This is a genomic window from Mesorhizobium monacense, assembly GCF_056781675.1.
Genome location: NZ_CM165567.1, coordinates 1,238,110 through 1,260,386, shown reverse-complemented (window position 1 = coordinate 1,260,386; position 22,277 = coordinate 1,238,110). Strand labels below are relative to the sequence as shown.

The following is a 22,277-nucleotide window of genomic DNA, read 5'->3' as shown; positions in this document are numbered from 1 at the left end:
CGATGACGCCAGCCAGAACCGACGATCGCACGCTTCCACCTTTGTTCGACATAGGACCGCTATGGGCAGTCCTGTGGGGGCGACGCGTCATGGTGCTTGCCGTCGCCGGCGCGGCGCTGCTGCTTGCACTGCTTTATCTTGCCGTGACGAGCCCGAGCTATACGGCGACCGCCTCGATATTGATCGACCCGCGCGATTCGCGCGCGACCAATTTCAACGACGTTCTTCCCGGGATCGGCGCCGACAGTGCCGCCATTGCAAGCCAGGTCTTCGTGATCGAATCGCAGGACTTGCTGGGGGCAGTGTTCGACAAAGAGGGGTTTCAAAACGATCCGGAGTTTTCAGGCAAAGGCCTGGTTTCGCGTGTCTTGTCGATGTTTGGAGCGGGCCGCGGCCCCTCACCGGACGCGGCCTTCAAGCGCTTTCAAAAAGCGGTATCGGTGGATCGCGAAGGACTGACCTATGTCATCAACGTCTCCTTCACATCGCCGTCGCCGGACAAGGCCGCGCGCATCGCCAACGCCATCGTCACTCGCTACAGAACGGGCCTCGCCGGCGAGCGCGAAACCGCCAACAGCGACGTGAATTCTCTCCTCAATGACAGGATCAAGGGTCTTCAGAAGGACGTCAGCGACGCCGAGCGCGCGGTCGAGGATTTCAAGTCGGAGCACGAGATCCTGGGGTCGGCCGATGGCGGCACGTTGCAGTCGCAGCTCGACCAGCTCACGGCGCAGCTGATAACCGCACAGGGCGACGCCGATCAGGCGCGGGACCGATACAATCAGGCGCTGGCCGCAGGCACCTCGCCGGCCGGCCTGGCCAAGCTGGCGGAAATCCTTTTCTCCAATTCTGCCGTCAAATTGCGCGACGACTATAACCAGCGCGCGGCAGAGCTCGCCAATCTCGAAACCATGTATGGGCCTCGTCATCCGGCCATTGCGCGGCTCAGGTCGGAGCTCGATCGCATGAACCGGCTGATGGCCGCCGAAGCGGAGCGGATAAGACAGCAGCTGAAGGCCAGCTATGATCTCGCCGCCCAGAATGTCGCGAAGCTGCAGGCCAAGCTCGAGGCCCTGCGCCAGCAGTCCACGAACTCGAACATCGCACAGGTGCAACTGCGGCAGCTGGACTCCAAGGCCCAGGCCGCCCGCACCGTGCTCGACGACTTCCTGAAGCGCGCGCAGGAAACGTCGCAGATGCAGGGTGTCCAGACATCCGAGGCGCGCACGATCAGCGCCGCCTCCGCGCCGCTGCAGCCGACCTGGCCGAAGCCGGCCCTGCTCCTGCCGGTCAGCGCCTTTTTGGGCCTCATTGCCGGATGCGGTATCGCTCTCGCGCTCGGACCGGTCCGCAAGCCCGAGGATGACCCGCAGAGCCCTCGCGAAGAGGTGCCGCTGGCGATCGAGTCGAGCGAGCCAAGAAAGGACGGCGCACGCGCCGCGTCTCGTCCGTTGCCAGCCAATTTCGGCGAATACCGCCTGCCGGGGGTCGCCGGCGGTGCGGCGCATTCAAGCATCAAGGCGCTGAGGAAGTCACTGTTTCAAGCCGGCAACGACGCGCTTTCTTTGGGCGTGCTGAAGCTCATGCGGCAAATACTCCAGCGCCTTAGCGACCACCCCAAACCCTTCGTGCTCCTGGTTTCCTCCACGCGCAGCAGTGTTGACGCAAGGCTTGCGGGCGCCATGGTCGGGATGGGTCTCCAGCAGGCCGAGCAGAATGTGCTTGTGATTGAAATCGGAGGCCAGCCGCACCGTGCTGGCTACGGACCCGGCCTGTTCATCGATGGCGCGAGCGGCCTGCGCACGGTCGTATGCGGTCCGGCTGTGGAGAAGGGTCCGGAACCCCGGGATCGCCATTCCCTGCGCGGCATTCTGACTGAGGCCGGGAGCGCGTTCGATTTCGTGCTCGTGATTGCCCCATCCCTTGGTGAGAACGGTTGGGATCGGGAGATCTTCGCAAGAGCCGATCTCATGCTTTTCGCGCTGAGCCCCTCGGAGTCTGCGTCGGGGGCCGCCGGCCTGCTTGAGCAGCATCTCGGCGCCGGCCAGATCGAACGTAGCGCCACTCTTGTGATCGATAGCGCAAAGCCCGCCGGGGCAAAGGCAATGCCCGATGTCGCGTCTGGGGCCGGCGAATGGCGCCGCAGTTCCGTCGCGAGGAGCTGATCCATGCGGGCGATGGAGCAGGCATCGCCGCCGGTCGTGTCACGGCGGCGCGCGCTGGCGCTTGCTGGCGGGACCTTGCTCGCGACCCTCCCCTTCTCCGTCTCGACCGCGCTGCCGGCAACGCCTGCTCGCGCCGTTCCGTCGCGTGGCTTCAATCTTCCCGGATGGTTCGAACGCGAGGAAGGTATCGCTCCGGCCACGGCGACGCTGCAAAAGCTGCGGCAGGCCGGGTTCGAAACGATCCGTCTGCCGGTGAACGGCGACCTTGTCTCGGCAGGCGACCGGGCGGTGCTCCGCGGCATCCGCGACGGGATCACGGACCTTGTCGGGCTGGGCTTCGCCGTTCTGGTGGACATGCATCCTTCCGGCGATCTTCATGCGGCTTTCGAGCATGATCCGGCAAATGCGGCCAGGCGGGTGGTCCAGGCCTGGATGGCCCTGCGCGCCGTCATCGCCGACCTGCCGACGAATTCGGTCTACCCGGAACTGTTGAACGAGCCGCCCATGGAGCGCGCCGCATGGCTTGAGCTGCGCCAACAGCTCGCCGAGACGTTGCGCGCCAAATGTGCGCTCCACACTTTGGTCTGGGGCCCGGCACGCTTCCAGGGCATATGGGAGATAGCCGACACGCCGCCCTTGGCCGACGACAGGCAGATCGCAGCCATCCACTACTACGCGCCCATGGCATTCACCCATCAATGCGAGGACTGGGATACATCACCGCTCGCCCGCATCGCCAACCTGCCCTTTCCCGCGACAAAGGACATGCCGCAGGTGCGCGCGCTTGTCTCCAGATTGCGGGAAGCAGGCGACGAAGAGGCTGCCTCCCTGGTGGAGAAGGAACTGTCAGACCCCTGGACGGCGGCGCGGATCGCTGCGGACTTCGCCGAACTCGGGCGATGGTCCAGTGCCCATAACTGCCCGGTCATCCTGAACGAGTTCGGCGTGCTCAATTTCTGCGTGGATCCAGAAAGCCGCGCGTCATGGGTGCGCGCCGTGCGCGAGGCGGCCGAGGCAAACCGTATCGGCTGGGCCCATTGGGAGCTCGATCAGGGTTTTGGCTTCATCGCCAGCAGGCAAAGCACCGAGGGGTTCGATCCTCAGATGATTGCCGCCCTGCTCGGAGACGAAGGCGGCGGCTGAAATGGACAACAGACGCCATGGCTGCACGCTGACGCAGGCAAGGATCAAAGCGGACCGGCAATGAGCATCACAGGGACATATACGCCTGCCGGGCTAGGCGCGCGAGCGCCGGACGCATCGAGCGCCGAGGCCCTGCTGCACGTCTCGATGGCGCTCATCGTCGTTGCGCTCGGCGTTTCGGCCTTTGCGGTGTGGACGCCGTTCGGGATTGTCGCGACGTTCATACTGACGTTGATCGTCTCGAATGCAGTGCCCGCGGGTATTCCTGTCGTGATCATCTGCGCCTTTCTCTACCAGAACCTCATGGTCGCGTGGTACACGCCTTACATCCCCGACAACGACACGTTCGACGCGCTGCGCGGTACGAACTTCATCATCCTGATGACCGCCTTCTGCATTTTCCTGGCGGCGTCGTTTCAGCACCGCGTGCGCGCCCTGACCGAATTGCGCGGCTGGCTGCTGCTGAGCATCGTGCTGTGCGGGACGATCTGTTTCTATTTTGCATTGGGCGTCGTGCATGGCGGCCCCAAGGACGCGGTCGTCTACTTCCGCAACACGATCACGCCGCTCGCCTGCTTCCACATCGCGGTCCTGGCCGCCAGTCTCTATCCCATCGACCTGCGCAAGAGCATGCTGTGGCTTGGCACCGGCGCGGTCATCTACGGCTATGTGGAACTGACCTTCACGATGAACTTCCTCGGCCTCTTTCATGGCGACCTCTACATCGAACGCAACATCGCGCGGCAGATCGAGACCGGCGTGTGGGAGAAGGCGCTCAAGGAAACCGGCTTCGTTTTCCGCGGGCTTGAGGACGTAATGACGACGACCTTCTTCAACACGCCGTTCTTCAACGACATCCTGCCCAGCGTCTTTCGCATCGGCGGTCCGAACTTTCATTCGATCAGCTATGCCTATGCGCTCAGCATCATATCGGCCTGGCTTCTCTTCAGGGGCCGCTGGCTGCTGCCCATCGCCGCCTTGCCGCTGCTGCTCGTCATCGGCTCCAAGGGCGCGACATTCATGCTGCTCGTCGCGCTCTGCGTGCGCCTGTTCCATAGCCCTTCCCGCACCGATCTGACGCTTGCGGGTGTCGTCGCCCTGGCCGTGGTCTGGACAACCGCGGCAATTGCCTATGGCGCTACCCATGGCGACTATCACGTGCTCGGCCTGGCGGCGGGCATACGCGACTTCCTGGCCAACCCGCTTGGCCAGGGACTGGGGCTGGGCGGCAATCTGTCGAGCACCAGCATCAATCTCAGCTGGTCAACCGCCCAGGCGGAAGGCGCCGCGTCGGTCCCCGTCGAAAGCGCCGTCGGCGTCATGCTTTACCAGATGGGAATAGGCAGCCTGGTTTTCTTTGGCTTCCTGGTGGCGCTCGCCGTGGCGGCCCGGCGGCAGCTGATCGAAACCGGCGACCTGAATTTCCTGTTTGGCTTTGTCGGCATTGTCACCATTTCGGCCAATGCCGTGCTGCAGGAAGAGGCATTCTACTCGCCTCTCGCTCTCAGCTTCTGCCTGCTGCTCGTCGGTGTTTCGCTCGGAACGCGCTGGCGGGAGATGGCGGCGGCGAGGCCCAGGCTGCAAGGCTGACTTTCAGGGGCCGAATATCACCAGTTCGGTGAAGGTCAGATCGCCGGGCGAAGGCGGTTTCGGACCTCTGAAGTACTTCAGCCCCTTCCTTGGGAAGTAGCGGCCGAACAAACCCGGGATCGGCTCATTGGCGTCGACGAGGCAAAGCAAGGTTCCGCGTCGCAGGAGAAAGCGCCCCATGGCGCCGGCGCAGCCGCTCAGGTCAGCGAGAGAACGGCAATAGACGATCTGGGAGCAGGGGACGAGACCGTGCAATATCCGGCGCGACCTCAACACCAACGGAAAGGCCGCTCCGTCGCGAATGCAGATCAGCGAGAGGCAACCCAGCGCGGCATGCTCCAGGAGTATGTATCTCTCGCTGCCGGACAGCATCGCCATTTCGGCAAGGTCGGGGCGGACTTCAAGCACGCGACATGACGCTTGCGCCGAACTCAAGGCGGGCAGGAAGGCGAACTGGCCGCTGGCAAACAGGCGAAAGCCGAGCGCCTTGTCGGCGTTCAATGTCGAGGGTGCCGGCGAAATGTTCGTGTAGGTCACGTCCCTGCGTTTGAGAACCGGCCAGATCAACTTCATGGCATAGGGACGAAACCCGGCGTCCACGGACCAGCTTGAAATGTTGCAGCGGATTTCGTCGCCCTGGTAGCGGGCATAGAGGGTGAGCACGACCCCCACGATCCGCCCGGATGAACTCGAGCGCAAAGCCGTAGCGCGGGAAATCGTCGACCGCGGGTCGCTCGGACAAACGGGTCAGCGCTTGCTTCCAGTAATTGCGGCTGCTCATCGGAAAGCCCCTGCGCAGGCAATCGACCACGCCTTCCCAATCACTTTCTTGGATTGGTCGACAATTAAGATCGGCAGGGGGCGCGCCAAGTACGGCCATAATCAACTCAAGAATACTGCCAAGTTAATTAGATATATTTCACCCCGAAGCCATAATAGTGTATAACCATTAACAATCCCTGCCCCCTTTTGGGAAAAAATGTCACCCACCCGCCCCTCAAACGCAGATCGGCCGCCACGCCGGCCATCGGCCCGGCGGATCGATCAGGCACATCGGACTTGCGGCGGTGTCCAGCCTCTGATTCCCTGTCTCATGGCCATCGGGTTCTGATTCGCCCACCAGCAAGCTTTCGCCCCCGTGCCGCAAATAGATGTCGACCCCTGCGCCGGGTCCGTTCCAGGGAGAAACGGCAAATGAACACCGCGACAAGGCCCGTAATCTCGGAGATGCGGCCGAAGATAACCGTCGTCGGCGTCGGCGGTGGCGGCGGCAACGCGGTCAACAACATGATTGCCGAGGGCCTGCAGGGCGCGGAGTTCATCGTCGCCAACACCGACGCCCAGGCACTCACCATGTCGAAGTCGTCGCGGCTGATCCAGTTGGGAGCCCATATCACCGAAGGCCTGGGCGCCGGCTCCCTGCCCGAGGTCGGCCGTGCGGCAGCCGAAGAATCCATCGACGAGATCATGGACCACCTTGCGGGAACGCATATGTGCTTTGTGACCGCGGGCATGGGCGGCGGAACCGGAACGGGCGCGGCACCGATCATAGCGCATGCCGCGCGCAAGGCAGGCATCCTGACGGTCGCTGTTGTCACCAAGCCGTTCACCTTCGAGGGAAAACGCCGCATGCAATCGGCCGAAGAGGGCATCGAGCGGCTACGCGAATGCGCCGATACGGTGATCGTCATCCCGAACCAGAACCTGTTCAGGATCGCCGACGCCAAGACGACCTTCGCCGACGCTTTCGCCATGGCTGATCGCGTCCTGTATGCCGGCGTCGGCTGCATCACCGACCTCATCGTCAAGGAAGGGCTGATCAACCTCGACTTCGCCGATGTGAAATCGGTGATGCGCGACATGGGCCGCGCCATGATGGGCACCGGCGAAGCAGCCGGGGAAGACCGCGCCAAGAAGGCCGCCGAAGCGGCAATCGCCAACCCGCTTCTCGACGAAGCCTCCATGATCGGCGCCAAGGGCGTCCTGGTCTCGATCTCGGGCGGCATGGACATGACGCTGTTCGAAGTCGACGAAGCCGCCACCCGCATCCGCGAGGAGGTCGACGCCGACGCCGACATCATCGTCGGCGCCATATTCGACCGGTCGCTGGCTGGAAAATTCAGGGTCTCGGTCGTCGCCACGGGATTGCGGCAGGGGCTTGAGATACCGGCCTTTGCGGGATCGGCAATTCATACGAACTGAGCGTGGCTCGTAACCTTTAGTGACAGTGCATTTCCTGCGGCAGGAAGATATCCCGGAAGAAATGCCTACTCGAAAGAATAAGTAAACCCGTCCGATGAAGCGCCAACCGTCACTTTCGTCATCTTTTCGCCCTCGAGCGAGCGATTCAGCACGCCGCGGCTCAGTTCCGGCAGCAGCGTGTTGGTCAGGATGGCGTCGATCATCCGCCCGCCGGATTCGATCTCGGTGCAGCGCGCCTTGACCAGGTCCATGACGCCGTCGCCGATCACCAGTTCGGCATCGTTGGTGGCCCGCAGCCGGCGCGCGATCTTGGCGAACTGGTGGCGGGTGATCGCCTCGATCATCGCATCCGAGAGCGGATAATAGGGAATGGTCACCACACGGCCGAGGAAGGCCGCCGGGAAAACCTTGAGCAGCGGGCTGCGCAGCGCCGTGTCCAGATCGTCGAGCCCGGCCCGTACCGTGCCGTTCCTGGTGCGGTCCATGATGACTTCGGAGCCGACATTGGAGGTGAGCAGGATCAGCGTGTTCTTGAAATCGATCCGCCGGCCTTCGCTGTCGTCCATCATGCCCTTGTCGAAGACCTGGAAGAAGATCTCGTGCACGTCCGGATGCGCCTTCTCGACCTCGTCGAGCAGGATCACCGAATAGGGTTTGCGGCGCACCGCCTCGGTCAGGATGCCGCCCTTGCCGTAGCCGACATAGCCGGGCGGTGCGCCCTTGAGCGTCGAGACCGTATGCGCCTCCTGAAATTCGGACATGTTGATCGAGATCAGGTTCTGCTCGCCACCATAGAGCGTCTCGGCCAGCGCCAGCGCGGTTTCGGTCTTGCCGACGCCGGAGGGGCCGCAGAGCAGGAACACGCCGACCGGCTTTTCCGGCGCGCCGAGGCCGGCGCGGCTGGTCTGCACGCGTTTGGCGATCATCTCCATGGCATGGTCCTGGCCGACCACGCGCTCGGACAAGGTGCTGGCCAGCCGCAGTGCCTTTTCGGTCTGGCTGGACAGCATCCGTCCGGTCGGGATACCGGTCCAGTCCTGCACCACGGCAGCCACCGCATTGCGGTCGACCGATGGCAGGATCAGCGGCGTCTCGCCTTGCGCTTCGGCGAGTTCCGCCATCAATTCGCGCAGCCGCGCGAGATCGGCGGCGGGATCAGGCGCAGGCGACCCAGCTGTTGCGGTCTCGGCCTCGGACTTTTCGGTCTTCGGCGCTTCCGTCTCGGAAGCCTTGGCTTTCGAGGCCTTGGTCTTCGGGGCGTTGGCATCGGCAGCCGTGTTCTCGGGCGCCTTGGCCTCGGACACGTTCGCCCCTGCTGTGTCTGCAGCCGCTGTTTCAGCCCCCGCCTCTTCCGTCGCCACCGCATCGAGCGGCACGCCCTCGCCGCGCAGCCTGGCGCGCAGGTCGAGGATTTCGGCCACCAGCGCCTTTTCCCGCTCCCAGCGTGCTTGCGCGGCCGCAAGCGTACCTTCGGTTTCGGCAAGTCCGGCGTCGACCCGCGCCTGCCGCTCGGTCACCTCGATGCCGATCGCTGCCTCGCGGCCGATGATGCCGTTCTCGACCTCCAGCGCCTGGCGGCGGCGCAATATATCCTCGACCTCGGCCGGCGTGGCGTGCTGCGATATCGCCACCCGGGCGCAGGCGGTATCGAGCAGGCTCACTGCCTTGTCCGGCAGCTGCCGTGCCGGGATATAGCGGTGCGACAGGCCGACTGCCGCCTCGATCGCCTCGTCCAGTATCTGCACCTTGTGATGCTGCTCGAGAACGCCCGCCACGCCGCGCAGCATGAGAACGGCCACCGCCTCCGACGGTTCGTCGATCTTGACCACCTGGAAACGGCGCGTCAGGGCCGGATCCTTCTCGATATGCTGCTTGTATTCGGCCCAGGTCGTTGCCGCGATCGTGCGAAGCTCGCCGCGCGCCAGCGCCGGCTTCAGCAGATTGGCCGCATCGCCGGTTCCGGCCGCTCCGCCGGCGCCGATCAGCGTATGAGCTTCGTCGATGAACAGAATGATCGGCTTTTCGGACGACTGCACCTCGTCGATGACCGCCTTCAGCCGTTTCTCGAATTCGCCCTTCACGCTGGCGCCCGCCTGCATCAGCCCGACGTCGAGCATATGCACGCTGACATTCTGCAGCGTCGGGGGCACGTCGCCCTGGGCGATGCGGAGCGCAAAGCCCTCGACCACGGCCGTTTTGCCGACCCCCGCCTCGCCAGTGAGGATCGGGTTGTTTTGCCGGCGTCGCATCAGAATGTCGACGATCTGCCTGATCTCCGGATCGCGGCCGACGACCGGATCGATCTTGCCGTCGCCGGCACGCTGGGTCAGGTTGGTGGCATATTTGGCCAGCGCCGAGTCCCCGCCCGGACCCCGTTTCATTGGCGTCTCGGTGGCGGGCGCCGTCGGAGCTTCGCCCGCTTCGAGCGAACCTTCCGTCACCTCGGCAAAGCGCTTGATGACGGCGTCGGCATCGACCTTGTCGAATTCCGCGCTGATTTTCGACACAAGGCCTTCCAGCACCGGCGTCTTCAGGCAAGCAAGCAGGATGTGCGAACTGCGCACCTCTTCGACACCGAATTCCAGCGCCGCCAGGTTCCAGCCTTCCTGGATGGCGTGAAAGATATGGTCGGAAAACTCCTCCACCGAGGTCGCGCCATAAGGGAGCTTGTCGACGGCGCGGGTCATGTCAGCCGTTAGCCGGCCGACATCAATCTCAGCGTCGGCGATGATCATCTGCACGTCCGAGCGCTCCGAAAGCACCAGTTGCTGAACGAAATGGACGAGTTCGACATAGGGATTGCCGCGCATCTTGGCCGTGTCGGCCGCAGCCTTGAAGGCGCGGACGCCGACAGGGTTGAGCTTAGCGACCAGTTCCTTGCGCTTGAAGCTCTGCGATGACCGGCGCTGTTCCATCGAACCTGCTCCTGAAACCTGCCAGCCGATACCCTGCCACATAAGCAGCAACTTGACAAAGCACGCGACGAATGAGCCGCCCATGCGCCGATTCGGGCGGTGTCTGGCATTTCACGGAACGCCCCGCATCCCCGCGAAAACAAACATGAAATTGCTCGCGCCTATGCGATGCATTTCACATACGGGGTTCGGCAATCACGACAGGTTCCGGTCACCGAAAATGGTCGCGTTTAGCTTCCGTTAGTTTTGAGCAGTTGCTGAATTGTGATAAAGTGACGCAGTGTGATAAATGTTTGATCACGCAGGTCTCAGGGCCGCTTGCTGGGGGTTCGTGTGATTGATCTCGCACTCTGGCTGAATCCTTTGAACGGTGAAAACCCGTCAGGGGAAGACTTGCGCAACGATCCTGCCTTTCACGAGATCGAACGGCTCACCGAACCGCAGGTCAAGGTCGTCCAGGAGGGCCACAACAAGCCAGTCGAATCCACCATTCCAGTCGACTGGCCTGCCGTGCTCGACAAGGCGGAAGAACTGCGCGGCCATGGCCGCGACCTGCGCCTGCTTGTCATCGTCGCGCGGGCGCTGGCCAATGAAGAGAAACTGGCCGGACTGACGCTTGGCCTGAGCCTTGTTGCACAAAGCATCGACCAATATTGGGACACGATGCATCCGGCGTTGCGGCCGAGCGCTTCGCCGCGCGATGCCGCCTTGCGTCGTCTCAACGCCTTGGCCGACCTGCAAAACGGCCAGGACGGATTGCTTGCGGACCTGCGCCAGATGACGCTTTTTGCGCCGCGCGGCATCGGACCGATCAGCGGACGCGACCTGGAACAGGCCGCGCTCGACGAGCGCGTCATGCTTCAGGAAGCCGCCTCGGGGTTGAATACGGCCGAAAAGGCGGCGCTGGCCGGCGCCCACAGCCAGCTCCTCAACCGCGTGCGCAGCGGCTGCGCGGCACAAGCGGATCAAGCCGGTGCCGAGATGACGTCGCTCGTCGCCGACGCCCGCGCCGCGATCGCAGCCCTTGATGCGGTCGAGGCCGCACTCAGCGCCCGTCTCGAAGGCGGTGCCCCTGTCCCGGAATTAAAGCGGTTTCTGCAGCGTTTGCTGACGACGCTCGAACGCAATGCGGCCGCCGGGGCCGCGGCGAATGGCGCGGCAAAGTCGGCCCCGGCGCCGGCCGAACCGGCAATGCCTGCTCGAAACGGTCATGGAGCCGATACGATGGCAAGTGTGGCAAGCTACGCGGAGCCCGGCAGCACTGGCCTGCCCGACCGGATCTCCTCGCGCGACGACGTCGTGAAATGCCTCGACCTTGTGGTCGCCTTCTACGACCGCACCGAACCGTCGAGCCCGATCCCGCATCTGGCCCGCCGCGTGCGCCGCATGGTGCACATGGATTTTGTTGAACTGATGGAAGATCTCGCCCCTTCAGGGCTGAAGGAATTCCGGCTCCTGGCCGGCGTTCCCGACGCCAAGAAGGCCGCTCAGAAGGATGAAAGGTAGCAACACATGCCAGCCGAAAGCAAAGCGAAGGTCATCGAACGAAATCGCGCGCCGCGGGTGCAGATCGCCTACGACGTGGAAACCTACGGCAGCCCGACGACGATCGAACTGCCGTTTGTCATGGGCGTGATGGCCGACCTTTCCGGCGCTTCACAGACCAAGGAAGCGTCGAAATCGGTGCTCGACCGCGCCTTCGTCGAGACCGACGCCAACCGCTTCCCCAAATTCATGGAAGCGCTCGGGCCGCGCGTGAAGGCGCGGGTGAAGAACACGCTGCCGCAGGTCGAAGGCCAGGAGCGCGACGAGGAAATGGCGCTTGATCTCACCTTCACCAAGATGGGCGATTTCGCGCCGGACAAGATCGCCGCGCAGGTCCCGCAATTGGCCGAGATCCTCAAGATGCGTCGTCAGCTCGAGGAACTGCTCGGCTTCATGGACGGCCGCGTCGATGCCGAAAAGCGCATCGCGCAATTGCTGAACAATGAGCCGCTTCTGAGCAAGATCGCCGGCCAGGCAATGTCCGACGACGACAAAGTTGGGGAGTAAATCATGGCCGAACAGCAAAAGACCGCACCAGCCGCCGCAGAGGCGGAAGCCATCGACCTTGGAGAATTCAGCGGCCTCCTCGAAAAGGACTTCAAGGTCAAGAAGGACGACAGCGAGAAGCTGCAGCAACTCGTGCGCAACCTCGCGCTCGCGGCGCAATCGCGCTCTGAGACCACAACCATCTCGTCCAATGCGATCAAGTCGATCAAGTCGCTGATATCAGGCATTGACAAGATGCTGACCGAGCAGGTCAACGAGATCCTGCATGCGCCGGAAGTGCGCGAGATGGAAGGCACCTGGCGCGGCCTCTGGTATCTCATCAACAACACCGAGACGGATCAGAAGCTGAAGATCCGGGTGATGAACGTCTCCAAGGAGCAACTGGCCGACACGCTCGAAGACTATGAAGGCCAGATGTGGGACCAGAGCCCGATCTTCAAGAAGGTCTATACGGACGAGTATTCGATGCTCGGCGGCGAGCCTATCGGCTGCATTGTCGGCGCCTACGAATTCTCGAACCATCCGCGTGACGTCGGCCTGCTGCGCAACATATCGGGCATCTGCGCCTCCGCGCATACGCCGTTCATCGCCGCCGCCTCGCCGCGCCTGTTCCGCATGGACAGCTGGCAGGAACTGCCGAACCCGCAGGACCTGCAGATGATCGTGTCGAACCCGGCCTATGCCTCGTGGCAATCGCTGCGCGAGAGCGAGGACGCGCGCTACATCGGCCTGACCATGCCACGTGTGCTGGCGCGGCTTCCCTATGGCACGGATACCGTTCCGGTGAAGGGCTTCACCTTCGAGGAAGAGGTGCAAGCCGATCACAACAAATATGTCTGGATGAACGCCGCCTTCCCGATGGGCGTCAACATCAACCGGAGCCACAAGCTCTATGGCTGGGGCACGCAGATCCGCGGCGTCGAGAACGGCGGCACGGTGATCAACCTGCCAGTGCACTCCTTCCCGACCGACGACGGCTCGATCGCGATGAAATGCCCGACGGAGGTCGCCATCGACGACCGGCGCGAGGCGGAACTGGCCAAGCTCGGCCTGATGCCGATCCTGCATCGCAAGAACACCGATCTGGCGGCCTTCATCGGAGCGCATTCGCTGCAGGACGACGAGACGCGTGCCGGACGCCTGGTCGATCCCGACGCACAGTCGAACGAGCGGCTGAGCGCCAACCTGCCCTATCTTTTCCCGGTTTCGCGCTTTGCGCACTACCTCAAGGCGATTGCGCGCGACAAGATCGGATCGTTCAAGGAACGCTCCGACATGCAGATCTGGTTGACCGAGTGGATCAACCGCTACGTGCTGGCCAACCCGGCCTTCGCCGACGACAAGGCGCGCGCCAAGCGCCCGCTTGCCGCGGCCGAGGTCCAGGTCGACAGCGTGGAGGGGCGGCCGGGCTACTACAATGCTCGCTTCTATCTGCGTCCGCACTACCAGCTCGAGGGCATCAACGCCTCGCTCAGGCTGGTGTCGGAATTACCGTCCGTGAAGACGTGATTGCAGCAACCACATCTTGTTTTGTTTGAAAGCGGTGGAGAAAGACAATGCCAGTGAAAATCGATGGTTTTCTGAAAGTTCCGGATATCAAGGGCCCCAGCACGCGCGACGGCCATGAAGACGAGATCGAAATCCATGGCGTCGACTACAAGATGGTCGCACCCTATGACCCGAATTCGCTCTCACGCCGTGGCCGCGTGTCCATGGGCATGATCAAGTTCACCAAACACTACGACAAGGCGTCGCCCTATCTGAAAAAGGCGCTGTTCGACAACAAGGCGCTGGACGAAGTCGTGTTCTCCGCCCGCCGAACGATCGACGGCGAGACCAGCGACTACCTGGTCGTTACCCTCACCGACGCCTCGGTCATGGAATACGACATGTCGCAGGCTGAGGACGAGGAAGACTTGATCGAGGAGGAGGTCAGCTTCGCCTACAAGAAGATCAAGTTCGTCTACGACAAGGATGACGAAATCGAAATGGATGTCTATGTCGGCAAGTGAGACGCGCGCAAAGCGTCCCGGCACGGAAAAACCACAGGCCGGCAGTTCACGGGCGAAGCGCGAGGCGGTCCAGCCCTCTCTTTGGGACCGCCTCGTCAACGACCTGCCGGGCCTGGCATCCGAAATAGACGGGCTGCGCCAGGTCTTGCTGGACGATCTTGGCGCGGACCGGGTGGAAACGCTCGTTACGGGCAGTGCGCGGCACATCGACGCCGACGCGGAGCTGACGCCGGACCAGAAACGGCGTCTGCACCGGCTGGTCTTCCAGACCCAGCACCGCGCGGAGATCGAAAGCCGCGGCGTGGTGGTGTCGGCGCGCGTGCTGAGAGAAGCCGTGCGGCGCGATATCGAGGCCTTGTTCAACACCGAACGGTTCGAAGCCACGCCGCTTCTTTCTGACCTCGAAAACGAACAGGCCGCGGACAACCCGCCGTCGCTCGCCGATTTTCCGGAGGTGCGCCGCAGCGTGGTCAATTATGGCGTGCCCTCTTTCTCGGGCCGCTCGTCGCGGGACTTCGATCGCGATGTGCTGGCGCGCGAGATCCGCTCCGTCCTTGCCACGTTCGAGCCGCGCCTGAAGGAGAGCGCGACAACGGTCACGGTCACCCTTGGCGACAAGACCGCAGGCCTGAAGATCGAGATAGACGCCGTGCTGATCATGACGCCGACGCCGGAACGGATGCGGCTGCGCACCACCGTCAATCTCGACAACGGCCTGGCGCGGACCGAGCTTAGGGACAGCTGAGATGGATCGGGTCTTCGTAGAATATTACGAGGAGGAACTGACCCACATCCGTGCGCTCGCGGCGGAATTCGCCGACATGCATCCGGCGGTGGCGCGCAATCTTTCGCTCGATACGGTCCCCTGCCCCGACCCCTATGTCGAGCGGCTGCTGGATGGCGTTGCCTTCCTTGCCGCGCGCACCCGGCTCAAGGTCGATGCGGAACGCTCGCGGTTTTCACGCAGCGTGCTCGACGTCCTCTATCCCGATCTGGTCACACCGGCGCCGGCAACGGCGATGGCGGTGCTGAAACCCGGCCAGCAGGTCCAGTCGATGATTGCCGGCCATGTCGTCAAGCGGGGCACACGGCTGGTCTCCAGCCTGCAACCCGGCCTGTCGACGCGCTGCACCTTCACCACCGGGCAGGAGGTCACGCTATGGCCGATCGCGGTGACTTCGGTCAGCTATTTCCAGGATCGAAGCGGACTGGCGGCGGCCGGCATCGGGCCGGTCGGCGGCGTTGCCGGAGTGGCGGCGTTGCGCATCGCATTGGCCCGCACCGGAAAGGGCAAGCTCAACGAACTGGCACTCGACCGGCTCGATCTCTATTTTGCCGGGCGCACCAAGGCGCCGCTGATCTTTGACGCCATCTTCGGCGCCTGTTCGGCGCTCGGCGCGCGCGCGGAAGGCAAGACCAATCCGATATCGCCCCTGCCCGAAGCCGAAATGGTCGGCATCGGCGACGACGAAGCCTTGATGCCCCGCACCCGTCCGACATTCGAAGGCTACCGCCTGCTGCGCGAATATTTCATGATGCCCGAGCGCTTCCACTATGTGCGCGTTTCAGGGCTGCAGCCGGTCGTGCGCAAATGCGAGGCCGGGATCGAGATTATCTTCCTGTTCCGGCGCCCGGTGCCCGAGCTTGCCGACCTGGCACCGGCGGACTTCGAACTCTTCGCGACACCGATCATCAATCTCTTCGAAAGAGAGTGCAACGTCATCGAACTCGATGCGCGCAAGACGCGGCAGGTGCTGCACGCCGACCGCACAAGGGCGCGGGACTTCGAAATCTATCGGGTCACCCGCGTCGAGGACGCCGACACGGAAGGCAACGACGCCGAAATCCCCGAATTGTTCAGCCTGGGGCAGAACCGCGGCAGCGGCTGGGTCTACTCGACCGAACGGCGCCCTCGCCGGGCGACCGAGGATGAACGGCGCGACGGCCTGACCCGCACTTCCTACACGGGCGACGACGTGTTCCTGGCGGTTTCGCGTCCGGTCGCAAGCCCGGCGAACCGGCCGCTGAAGCGGCTCGACATCAAGGCCCTTTGCACCAATCGCGATCTGCCGATCTTGGACGACAACCCGACCTTGACCCTGGAGACCGCCGATCCGGTAGAGACGGTCAGGCTGCTCGGTGCGTTGCGCCCGCCGCAGCCGGCGATCCCCGCGGCACTGCCGGCCGGCGCCGAGGGCGAATCCCGGACCGACAATCTTGCCTGGCGGCTGGTGGCGCAGCTGGCGCTCAACTTCCTCAGCCTTGCCAAGGAAGGTCGCGGCATCGACCCGCTGCACGCACTCCTTGATCTCTATGCCGACCGCGGCGATCCGAGCCTCGCCCGCAACGTGCATTCGATCGTCCGCATCGACTCGCGCCCGGTCATCGAACGGCTGCAGATCGACGGGCCGATGTGTTTCGGACGCGGCACGGAAGTGACGTTGCATGTGGACCAGTCGGTCCTGGCGGGGCAAAGCACGCTGCTGCTTTCGGGCCTGCTTGCCCGGCTGTTTGCCCGTCACGCCGGCATAAACGGCTTTGTGCGGACCCGCACGCGGCTGTTGCAGAAGCAGGAGGATGTGCCATGGCCGATGACGCCCGGCAATCGCTACCTGATCTAGACAAGGTCGAGCCGGACCAGGCCGGGAGGCTGTCCGAGGCGTTCGACTTCTTCGAGCTGTTGCGCCGAACTCGAACAGAAGGGCGGCCTGTTCGGCTATTCCGGCCAGCCGGCCCGCGAGCCGGCAAGGCTGGGACAGCATGTGCGTCTCAGCTTCTCCGCCAGGGATGTCGTTGGTTTCCGCGAGGCGGACGACAAGGCACCGGCGCGGGTTACGGTGGCAAATCTCGGCCTGTTGGGACCTGAGGGGCCCATGCCGCTGCATTTGACACGCTGGGTGCTCGATCGTCTGTCGCAGCGCTGGTTCACCGGCGCCGAGGCGCAGCAGACCAGCGACACGACGTTCGTGGACTTCGTCAACATTCTTCAGCACCGCATGATCGCCCTTTACTACCGGGCATGGGCGGATGCGCATCCGGCGGTGCAGGTCGAACGCGCTGTCGGTGGCCGCGTCCGCGCCATGCTCCAGGCAATGGCGGGGATCGGACTTCCCGGCACCCAGGATCCCGATCTCGACACGGTGAAGCTTCGCCAGGCCGGATCTCTGGCCAGCCAGGTCGACGGCCCGGAGCGGCTGACGCTATTCCTGGCGGAAGCGTTCAAGGTGCCGGTCCAGATCAAGGAGTTCGTTGCCGTCTGGATCACCATACCGGCGGCATTCCAGACCCGCGTGGCCAAGGCCCACGCGGCGCTGGGTCGCGGGGCGACGATCGGCCCGCGCGTTTTCAGCCGCCAGAGCCGGATCGAATTGCGCGTCGGCCCGCTCGGATTTCAGGACTTCAAGGCGTTCCTGCCGGGTGGCCAGCGTCTGAAACTGTTCAAGCAGGCGGTTCGCGAGATGATCGGGGAAACGCTCGACGTCGACCTGCGCATCGTGCTGGCGCGCGAGGCAGTGCCGCCACCGCGTATCGGAACCGTCCAGCTCGCCCGGACCGCCTGGCTTGCGCGGCCCGCCGAAAGGGGAGATGCTGACGATCTGCGGCTGCGGACGATCGTCGGATGGCGGCCGGACATGGCGGAGGTCGCGGCATGAGTCTGCTGCTGACGCTGGAGCAAGGCCCACGCACCCAGGCGGTGCGGCAGACCCGGCTGGACGAGGGTGAGCTGGTGATCGGACGCAGTGCGGACGCGGGCTGGCAAATCGACGATCCCGACATGTTCGTCTCGCGTGCCCATTGCAAGATCACTGGTGGGCAGGATGGGTATTTCGTAACCGACACGTCGAGCAGCGGGCTGTTTATAAACGATTCCGTCAGCCCGCTTGGCACCGGCAAGTCGACGCGTCTGATGAGCGGCATGCGGCTGCGGCTGGGCGACTATGTCTTGCATGTCGATCTGCAGACACCGGCCGGCCCCTCGCCCGCCGCCAGCCAGGCCATGCCGGAACGGTCGCCGCCTCCGTCGCGCGGGCCGGTGAGCATCGGCCACGACGATTTCTTCTCGGCCAGGACCGAGGAGGAGCCGCGACGGCCGCGGCCGGCCGATCTGCCGAACCCGTTCGAGCAGCCGGTGCCCGGCGCCTTCGAGCGTGCCAACACGGACCAGCACAATTCCCCGGCCTTCGACGACCCGTTCAGCCTCGACCCGCTGCCATCGCTCAACGGCGCGGCTGAGCCCGCTTCGCCGAAGCCGCCGGCATTCGAGGACGATTTCGGCTTCGGACCGGCCGAGCCATCCGTCTCGGCAAACGGCGCCTCACCAGGCGGCCAGCGAGAGCACGCCGCCGAACGGCCGCAACCGACGAACCCGTGGGATTTGCCCGTGCAGGCGCCGGAGCCACCTCCCCCGCCCCGCCAGGCCGCCGCTTCCCGGCCTGCCCGCCCGCCGGCAGCGGCACCGCAGGAGGACATGGCGCTTCGCAGCGCATTCCTGCGCGGAATGGGCGTCGAGGAAGCCGATTTCCCAGGACGCGACACCATCGCCGAAATGGAGAAATTCGGGCGCGAATACCGGCTGATGATGGAAGGCCTGATGCAGCTTCTGCGCAAGCGCGCCGAGGAAAAGGGCAATGCCCGCGTCGCCCAGACGATGGTCGGCGCCTCAGAGGTCAATCCGCTCAAATTCCTGCCGACGGTCGACGACGCGATCGTGACCATTATCGCCGAGCGCAGCCCCGGATTTCTTGCCGGTGAAGCGGCGATCGCCGATGCGGTCCGCGATCTTGCGCAGCATCACGTGCGCGCCTGGCGCGGCGTGCAGGCAGCGTTGCGCCAGATGATCGACCGCTTCGACCCGGCGATGATCGAGGAAGAGCTGAAATCGAATTCCGCGATCGGCACCCTGCTTTCGGGCGGGCGTGGCGCCAAGCTGTGGGAACTTTACCAGAAACGCCATCGTGAAATCGCCGAGAGCGCGGAGAAGAGCTTCCTTGGCGAAATCGGCGCTGATTTTCGTGACGCATATGAGGAGGAGTAGACATGATCGATCGACGCGAATTTGTCATTGCCCTGGGTGCGACCGGGCTGCTTGCGGCTTGCCAGAGCGGCCCGCCGAAACCGTCCGTGATCACGGTCAACCTGACCGGCGCGGCCGGCATGAACCCGGGACCAGGCGGCGGCGACCGGCCGGTGACGGTCCTGGTGATGCGGCTGCGCAGCACCGGCAAGTTTAATTCGGCCGATTATTTTGCCTTGCAGGGCGATGCCGGTTCGGCGCTGGCCGGCGATCTCATCGGATCCGACCAGATGTCCGTCGGACCGGGAAAGTCCGCGTCAAAAACCATCACCGTCGAGCCGGACGCGGCTGCCTTGGGCTTCGTTGCCCTTATTCGCGAGCCTGGCGGACGAAACTGGCGGACAACCAAGTCGGTCTCGGCCGGGTCGAAATTCACCGTCAACGTCACGCTTGGCAGCGGCGGCATATCTGCCTAGCGGCCAGGGCAAGGGGTGCTCAATGCAGGAAGTAGCGGCATGAGCGATGCAAACAGGGTGCTGTGGTCCGAAGGGCTTTTTCTGCGGACCCAGCATTTCCAGCAGCAGGACCGGTTCTTCGAGGCGACCGTGCGCGGCGCGTTGCAGGCCGGGCAACTGCATACGTTCGGCTTCACCCAGCTGACGCTGGACCAGGCCTTGCTCGATGCCGGCCAGGTGTCCATCCTGTCGGCGCGGGGCATCTTTCCGGACGGCACACCTTTCTCCATTCCGGATCTGATGGACGCGCCGCGACCGCTGCCGGTCACCGCCGACACCGGTGCCGGAGCCGTTCTGGTCGCCCTGCCGCTCGAGCCTGCCGGCGGCGTCGGCTTCGACCCGGCGCACGCGCCATCCGCCGGGGCACGCTATCACGGGCGGATCGTTTCGGTCCGCGACGCCGTGCAGGGCGGATCGGACGCGGAAGAAATCGAAATCGCCCGCCCGCAGGCGCTGCTGCTTGCCCCCGGCAAATCGGTCGGTGGCTACACTGCTCTGCCCATAGCCGACGTCAAAGGGGTGCGGGCCGATGGCGGCGTCTCGCTGGACGAGACGTTCCTGCCGCCGACACTGACAACGGGTGCCGTGGCCTGGTACCGGCAATTGCTTCTGGAAGTCGTCACCGGCCTAGACCAGATCGCCGAGGCGCATGGCAAGATGGTGCTGGGCGGACCGGGGCGCAGCGTCGAAGACCTCTTGATGCTCAACCTCGCCAATGCTGCGCGCCCGCGGCTGGCGCACATGCTGGCGCAGGATGTCTTCCATCCGGCAGAGCTTTACCTGGAGCTTGCCGGTCTCGCCGGTTCGATGGCGACCTATGGCTCGAGCGCGCGGCGGCTGGGCGAACTGCCCGCCTACGATCACATGGCGCCCGGCCCCGCCTATTCGGCGCTGGCGGATGCGTTGCGCTCGCTCATCCTCAGCCTGCGTTACATCGAGCCGAAATCGCGCGCCCTGCCCGTCATGCGGCATTCGACCAATGTCTGGAAAATCCGCATCGACAACCCGAAGCTGCTGGTCGCCAGCCGCATCGTCATCCGGGTCGGCTCCGAGCTGTCGGAGGATGCCTTGCGCAAGATATTCGTCAATCAGGCCACCGTCGGCTCGGCCGACCAGTTCGAGGGTCTGTGGAAATCGCGCCTGCCGGGCATTCCGCTGAAGCCACTGCATTCGCAGCCCCGCGAAATCCCCTACGACGGCGACCGGCTCTGCCTGGAGCTGGACCAGAAGAGCGAGCATTGGGCATCGCTGCTCGACGCTCCCGGCTTCGTCATCGGCGTCTCCGGCGTATTGCCGAGCGAGCCGCAGGTGGACTGCTATTCGGTGAACAGGTGAGATCATGAGCCGGGATGATCCTTTCGGACTGTCGGAGGATCGCGAACGCACCCGCATTCGGCTGACCGGCGCGCCGATGCCGCGGCCGATGGCGCCGCTGCTGCCGGGTGCGCCGGTCAAGCGCGCGCGTGCGCACCCGAATGCACTCGTCAACGCATTCGCGCCCTTGCTCGAATTCGCGCCCGAACTTGAAAGCGCGCTGCCGCCGGAAAACCCGGAAGCGTTGCGCACCCGGCTGCTCGACGAACTGGTTCGCGCCCGCGACACGGCAATGGCGGCGGGGTCGTCGATGGAGCGGGCCGATCAGGCGGCGTGGGTGGTGGCGGCCTTGCTCGACGACCTGGCGCTGAACACGCCATGGGGCGGCGCCAGCGCATGGCCGCGTCAGCCGCTTGTGGTCATGCTGCGCGGCGACGTCGATGCCGGCACGCAGTTCTTCACCCGTCTCGACGAGCTGGAACGCCACCCGAACCGGGACCGCGAACTGCTGGAGCTGCAATACCATTGCCTGGCGCTCGGCTTCCGCGGCAAATACCGCGTGCCCGGCCGCTCGGGCGACCGCTCGATCAATGCTGTGCGCGTGGCGGCGGCACGCTTCCTGCGCGATGCCGACGCCGAAGGCGCGCCGCTGTCGCCAAACTGGAAGGGCGTGATCGCCTCCGACGAGCCGCAGCGCTTCATCGTCCCGATCTGGGTGATGGCGCTCGGCGCTGCTGTCATCGCCACCGCAATCCATGTCGGGCTGTCGATGGGACTGAGCAGCCAGGCGGTCGAGCTTTCGGCGCTGGTTCGCGCGCTGCCGCCGCCCAGCCGCGCCGACATCACCCGCGCTGCGCCGAAAGTCGACGAACCGCCACCGGAGGCGGTGACCGTGGATTTTGCGTTGCTGCCGGAATTCGAGGCCGGCGCGCCGGCCGACCTCAAGAAGGCACTCAGTGGCACCGAGAGCGTCTCGCTGGCCAAGCTGGTCATTCAGGCCTCCAACCCCGAACTGTTCCAGTCGTCACGGGCGACGTTGACGGAAGGTTTTGAACCGCTGATCGGGTCGATCGCCACGGTGATCCTCGCCAATCAGGAGCTGATCGGCAAGATCACCGTGGTCGGCCACACCGACAGCATTCCCCTGCAGAGATCCAACCCGCTCTCTACCAACCAGCGGCTGTCGGAAGAGCGCGCGGCGACCATTGCCGAGATGCTGGTGCAGAACGGTGTGCCGCAGGACCGCGTTCGTTCCGAAGGCCGCGCGGCCACCGATCCGGTGGCCGACGACAGCACGCGCGAGGGTCGGGCCTTGAACCGGCGCGTCGAGGTGCTGGTCGAGAAGAGGCTGTGAC

At 64.4% G+C, this 22,277-nt stretch carries 16 protein-coding genes and 1 pseudogene; 15 read left to right on the top strand and 2 right to left on the bottom strand.

Translation table 11 applies throughout. From position 1 onward, the window contains the following. Window positions 1–2: 2 nt before the first annotated feature. From AC1RUK_RS05840 to AC1RUK_RS05830, 3 genes are read left to right on the top strand one after another with little or no spacing between them, the layout of a single operon-like run. A complete protein-coding gene (locus AC1RUK_RS05840; protein WP_481840203.1) occupies window positions 3–2,165 on the top strand; it encodes a GumC family protein in 2,163 nt (720 codons plus the stop codon). A gap of 3 nt (window positions 2,166–2,168) precedes the next feature. Beyond that, entirely contained in the window at window positions 2,169–3,308 is a 1,140-nt protein-coding gene (locus AC1RUK_RS05835; protein ID WP_481836403.1) for a glycoside hydrolase family 5 protein, read from the top strand. A gap of 60 nt (window positions 3,309–3,368) precedes the next feature. Beyond that, on the top strand, window positions 3,369–4,898 hold the full coding sequence (locus AC1RUK_RS05830) for a hypothetical protein (RefSeq protein ID WP_481836404.1): 1,530 nt from the start codon (window positions 3,369–3,371) through the stop codon (window positions 4,896–4,898). Between the two features lie 3 nt (window positions 4,899–4,901). Here the strand turns inward: AC1RUK_RS05830 and AC1RUK_RS05825 are convergent, their stop codons facing one another. Further along, entirely contained in the window at window positions 4,902–5,561 is a 660-nt protein-coding gene (locus AC1RUK_RS05825) for a hypothetical protein (protein WP_481840202.1), read from the bottom strand. Between the two features lie 531 nt (window positions 5,562–6,092). On the opposite strand from AC1RUK_RS05825, the gene ftsZ reads away from it, so the two are divergent. Beyond that, entirely contained in the window at window positions 6,093–7,100 is a 1,008-nt protein-coding gene (gene ftsZ, locus AC1RUK_RS05820; protein ID WP_481836406.1) for a cell division protein FtsZ, read from the top strand. Window positions 7,101–7,165: 65 nt separating this feature from the next. Here the strand turns inward: ftsZ and tssH are convergent, their stop codons facing one another. Further along, window positions 7,166–10,015: a type VI secretion system ATPase TssH gene (gene tssH, locus AC1RUK_RS05815; protein ID WP_481836407.1), complete on the bottom strand. Its 2,850-nt coding sequence runs from the start codon at window positions 10,013–10,015 to the stop codon at window positions 7,166–7,168. Between the two features lie 333 nt (window positions 10,016–10,348). Between tssH and tssA the strand changes: the two genes are divergently transcribed. From tssA to icmH, 11 genes and pseudogenes are all read left to right on the top strand, one after another. Beyond that, window positions 10,349–11,521 carry a type VI secretion system protein TssA gene (gene tssA / locus AC1RUK_RS05810; RefSeq protein ID WP_481836408.1) on the top strand — a complete coding sequence of 391 codons (1,173 nt, stop codon included), beginning with the start codon at window positions 10,349–10,351 and terminating at the stop codon, window positions 11,519–11,521. Between the two features lie 6 nt (window positions 11,522–11,527). After that, on the top strand, window positions 11,528–12,067 hold the full coding sequence (tssB, locus tag AC1RUK_RS05805; protein WP_436172661.1) for a type VI secretion system contractile sheath small subunit: 540 nt from the start codon (window positions 11,528–11,530) through the stop codon (window positions 12,065–12,067). A 3-nt stretch (window positions 12,068–12,070) separates the two neighbouring features. Continuing rightward, window positions 12,071–13,576, top strand: coding sequence for a type VI secretion system contractile sheath large subunit (tssC, locus tag AC1RUK_RS05800; protein ID WP_436172662.1), 1,506 nt, complete (start codon window positions 12,071–12,073; stop codon window positions 13,574–13,576). Between the two features lie 47 nt (window positions 13,577–13,623). After that, window positions 13,624–14,079, top strand: coding sequence for an Hcp family type VI secretion system effector (locus AC1RUK_RS05795; protein ID WP_436172663.1), 456 nt, complete (start codon window positions 13,624–13,626; stop codon window positions 14,077–14,079). After that, window positions 14,066–14,824, top strand: a complete 759-nt coding sequence (tssE, locus tag AC1RUK_RS05790; RefSeq protein ID WP_481839565.1) for a type VI secretion system baseplate subunit TssE — start codon at window positions 14,066–14,068, stop codon at window positions 14,822–14,824. The genes AC1RUK_RS05795 and tssE overlap by 14 nt, the downstream gene beginning before the upstream one ends. A gap of 1 nt (window position 14,825) precedes the next feature. After that, complete coding sequence (gene tssF, locus AC1RUK_RS05785; protein WP_481836409.1) at window positions 14,826–16,700, top strand: type VI secretion system baseplate subunit TssF; 1,875 nt, start codon at window positions 14,826–14,828, stop codon at window positions 16,698–16,700. Continuing rightward, a pseudogene (gene tssG, locus AC1RUK_RS05780) lies at window positions 16,664–17,732 on the top strand (type VI secretion system baseplate subunit TssG). Before tssF ends, tssG begins: the two are co-directional and overlap by 37 nt. Beyond that, entirely contained in the window at window positions 17,729–19,114 is a 1,386-nt protein-coding gene (tagH, locus tag AC1RUK_RS05775) for a type VI secretion system-associated FHA domain protein TagH (protein ID WP_481836411.1), read from the top strand. The pseudogene tssG and the gene tagH overlap by 4 nt, the downstream one beginning before the upstream one ends. A gap of 2 nt (window positions 19,115–19,116) precedes the next feature. Next, window positions 19,117–19,569 (top strand): type VI secretion system lipoprotein TssJ, encoded by a 453-nt coding sequence (gene tssJ, locus AC1RUK_RS05770; RefSeq protein ID WP_436172667.1) that lies wholly within the window; start codon window positions 19,117–19,119, stop codon window positions 19,567–19,569. 39 nt (window positions 19,570–19,608) lie between these two features. Then, the gene (gene tssK, locus AC1RUK_RS05765; protein ID WP_481836412.1) at window positions 19,609–20,943 is read left to right on the top strand and encodes a type VI secretion system baseplate subunit TssK; all 1,335 of its coding nucleotides are present in this window, start codon (window positions 19,609–19,611) and stop codon (window positions 20,941–20,943) included. A gap of 4 nt (window positions 20,944–20,947) precedes the next feature. Beyond that, entirely contained in the window at window positions 20,948–22,276 is a 1,329-nt protein-coding gene (gene icmH, locus AC1RUK_RS05760; protein WP_481836413.1) for a type IVB secretion system protein IcmH/DotU, read from the top strand. Window position 22,277: the final 1 nt, after the last annotated feature.

Excerpts from the sequence above, each read along its gene's own strand:
- AC1RUK_RS05840 (WP_481840203.1), top strand. The coding sequence starts at position 3 with ATGACGCCAGCCAGAACCGACGATCGCACGCTTCCACCTTTGTTCGAC.
- AC1RUK_RS05835 (WP_481836403.1), top strand. The coding sequence starts at position 2,169 with ATGCGGGCGATGGAGCAGGCATCGCCGCCGGTCGTGTCACGGCGGCGC.
- AC1RUK_RS05830 (WP_481836404.1), top strand. The coding sequence starts at position 3,369 with ATGAGCATCACAGGGACATATACGCCTGCCGGGCTAGGCGCGCGAGCG.
- ftsZ (WP_481836406.1), top strand. The coding sequence starts at position 6,093 with ATGAACACCGCGACAAGGCCCGTAATCTCGGAGATGCGGCCGAAGATA.
- tssH (WP_481836407.1), bottom strand. The coding sequence starts at position 10,015 with ATGGAACAGCGCCGGTCATCGCAGAGCTTCAAGCGCAAGGAACTGGTC.
- tssB (WP_436172661.1), top strand. The coding sequence starts at position 11,528 with ATGCCAGCCGAAAGCAAAGCGAAGGTCATCGAACGAAATCGCGCGCCG.
- tssC (WP_436172662.1), top strand. The coding sequence starts at position 12,071 with ATGGCCGAACAGCAAAAGACCGCACCAGCCGCCGCAGAGGCGGAAGCC.
- AC1RUK_RS05795 (WP_436172663.1), top strand. The coding sequence starts at position 13,624 with ATGCCAGTGAAAATCGATGGTTTTCTGAAAGTTCCGGATATCAAGGGC.
- tssE (WP_481839565.1), top strand. The coding sequence starts at position 14,066 with ATGTCGGCAAGTGAGACGCGCGCAAAGCGTCCCGGCACGGAAAAACCA.
- tssF (WP_481836409.1), top strand. The coding sequence starts at position 14,826 with ATGGATCGGGTCTTCGTAGAATATTACGAGGAGGAACTGACCCACATC.
- tagH (WP_481836411.1), top strand. The coding sequence starts at position 17,729 with ATGAGTCTGCTGCTGACGCTGGAGCAAGGCCCACGCACCCAGGCGGTG.
- tssJ (WP_436172667.1), top strand. The coding sequence starts at position 19,117 with ATGATCGATCGACGCGAATTTGTCATTGCCCTGGGTGCGACCGGGCTG.
- tssK (WP_481836412.1), top strand. The coding sequence starts at position 19,609 with ATGAGCGATGCAAACAGGGTGCTGTGGTCCGAAGGGCTTTTTCTGCGG.
- icmH (WP_481836413.1), top strand. The coding sequence starts at position 20,948 with ATGAGCCGGGATGATCCTTTCGGACTGTCGGAGGATCGCGAACGCACC.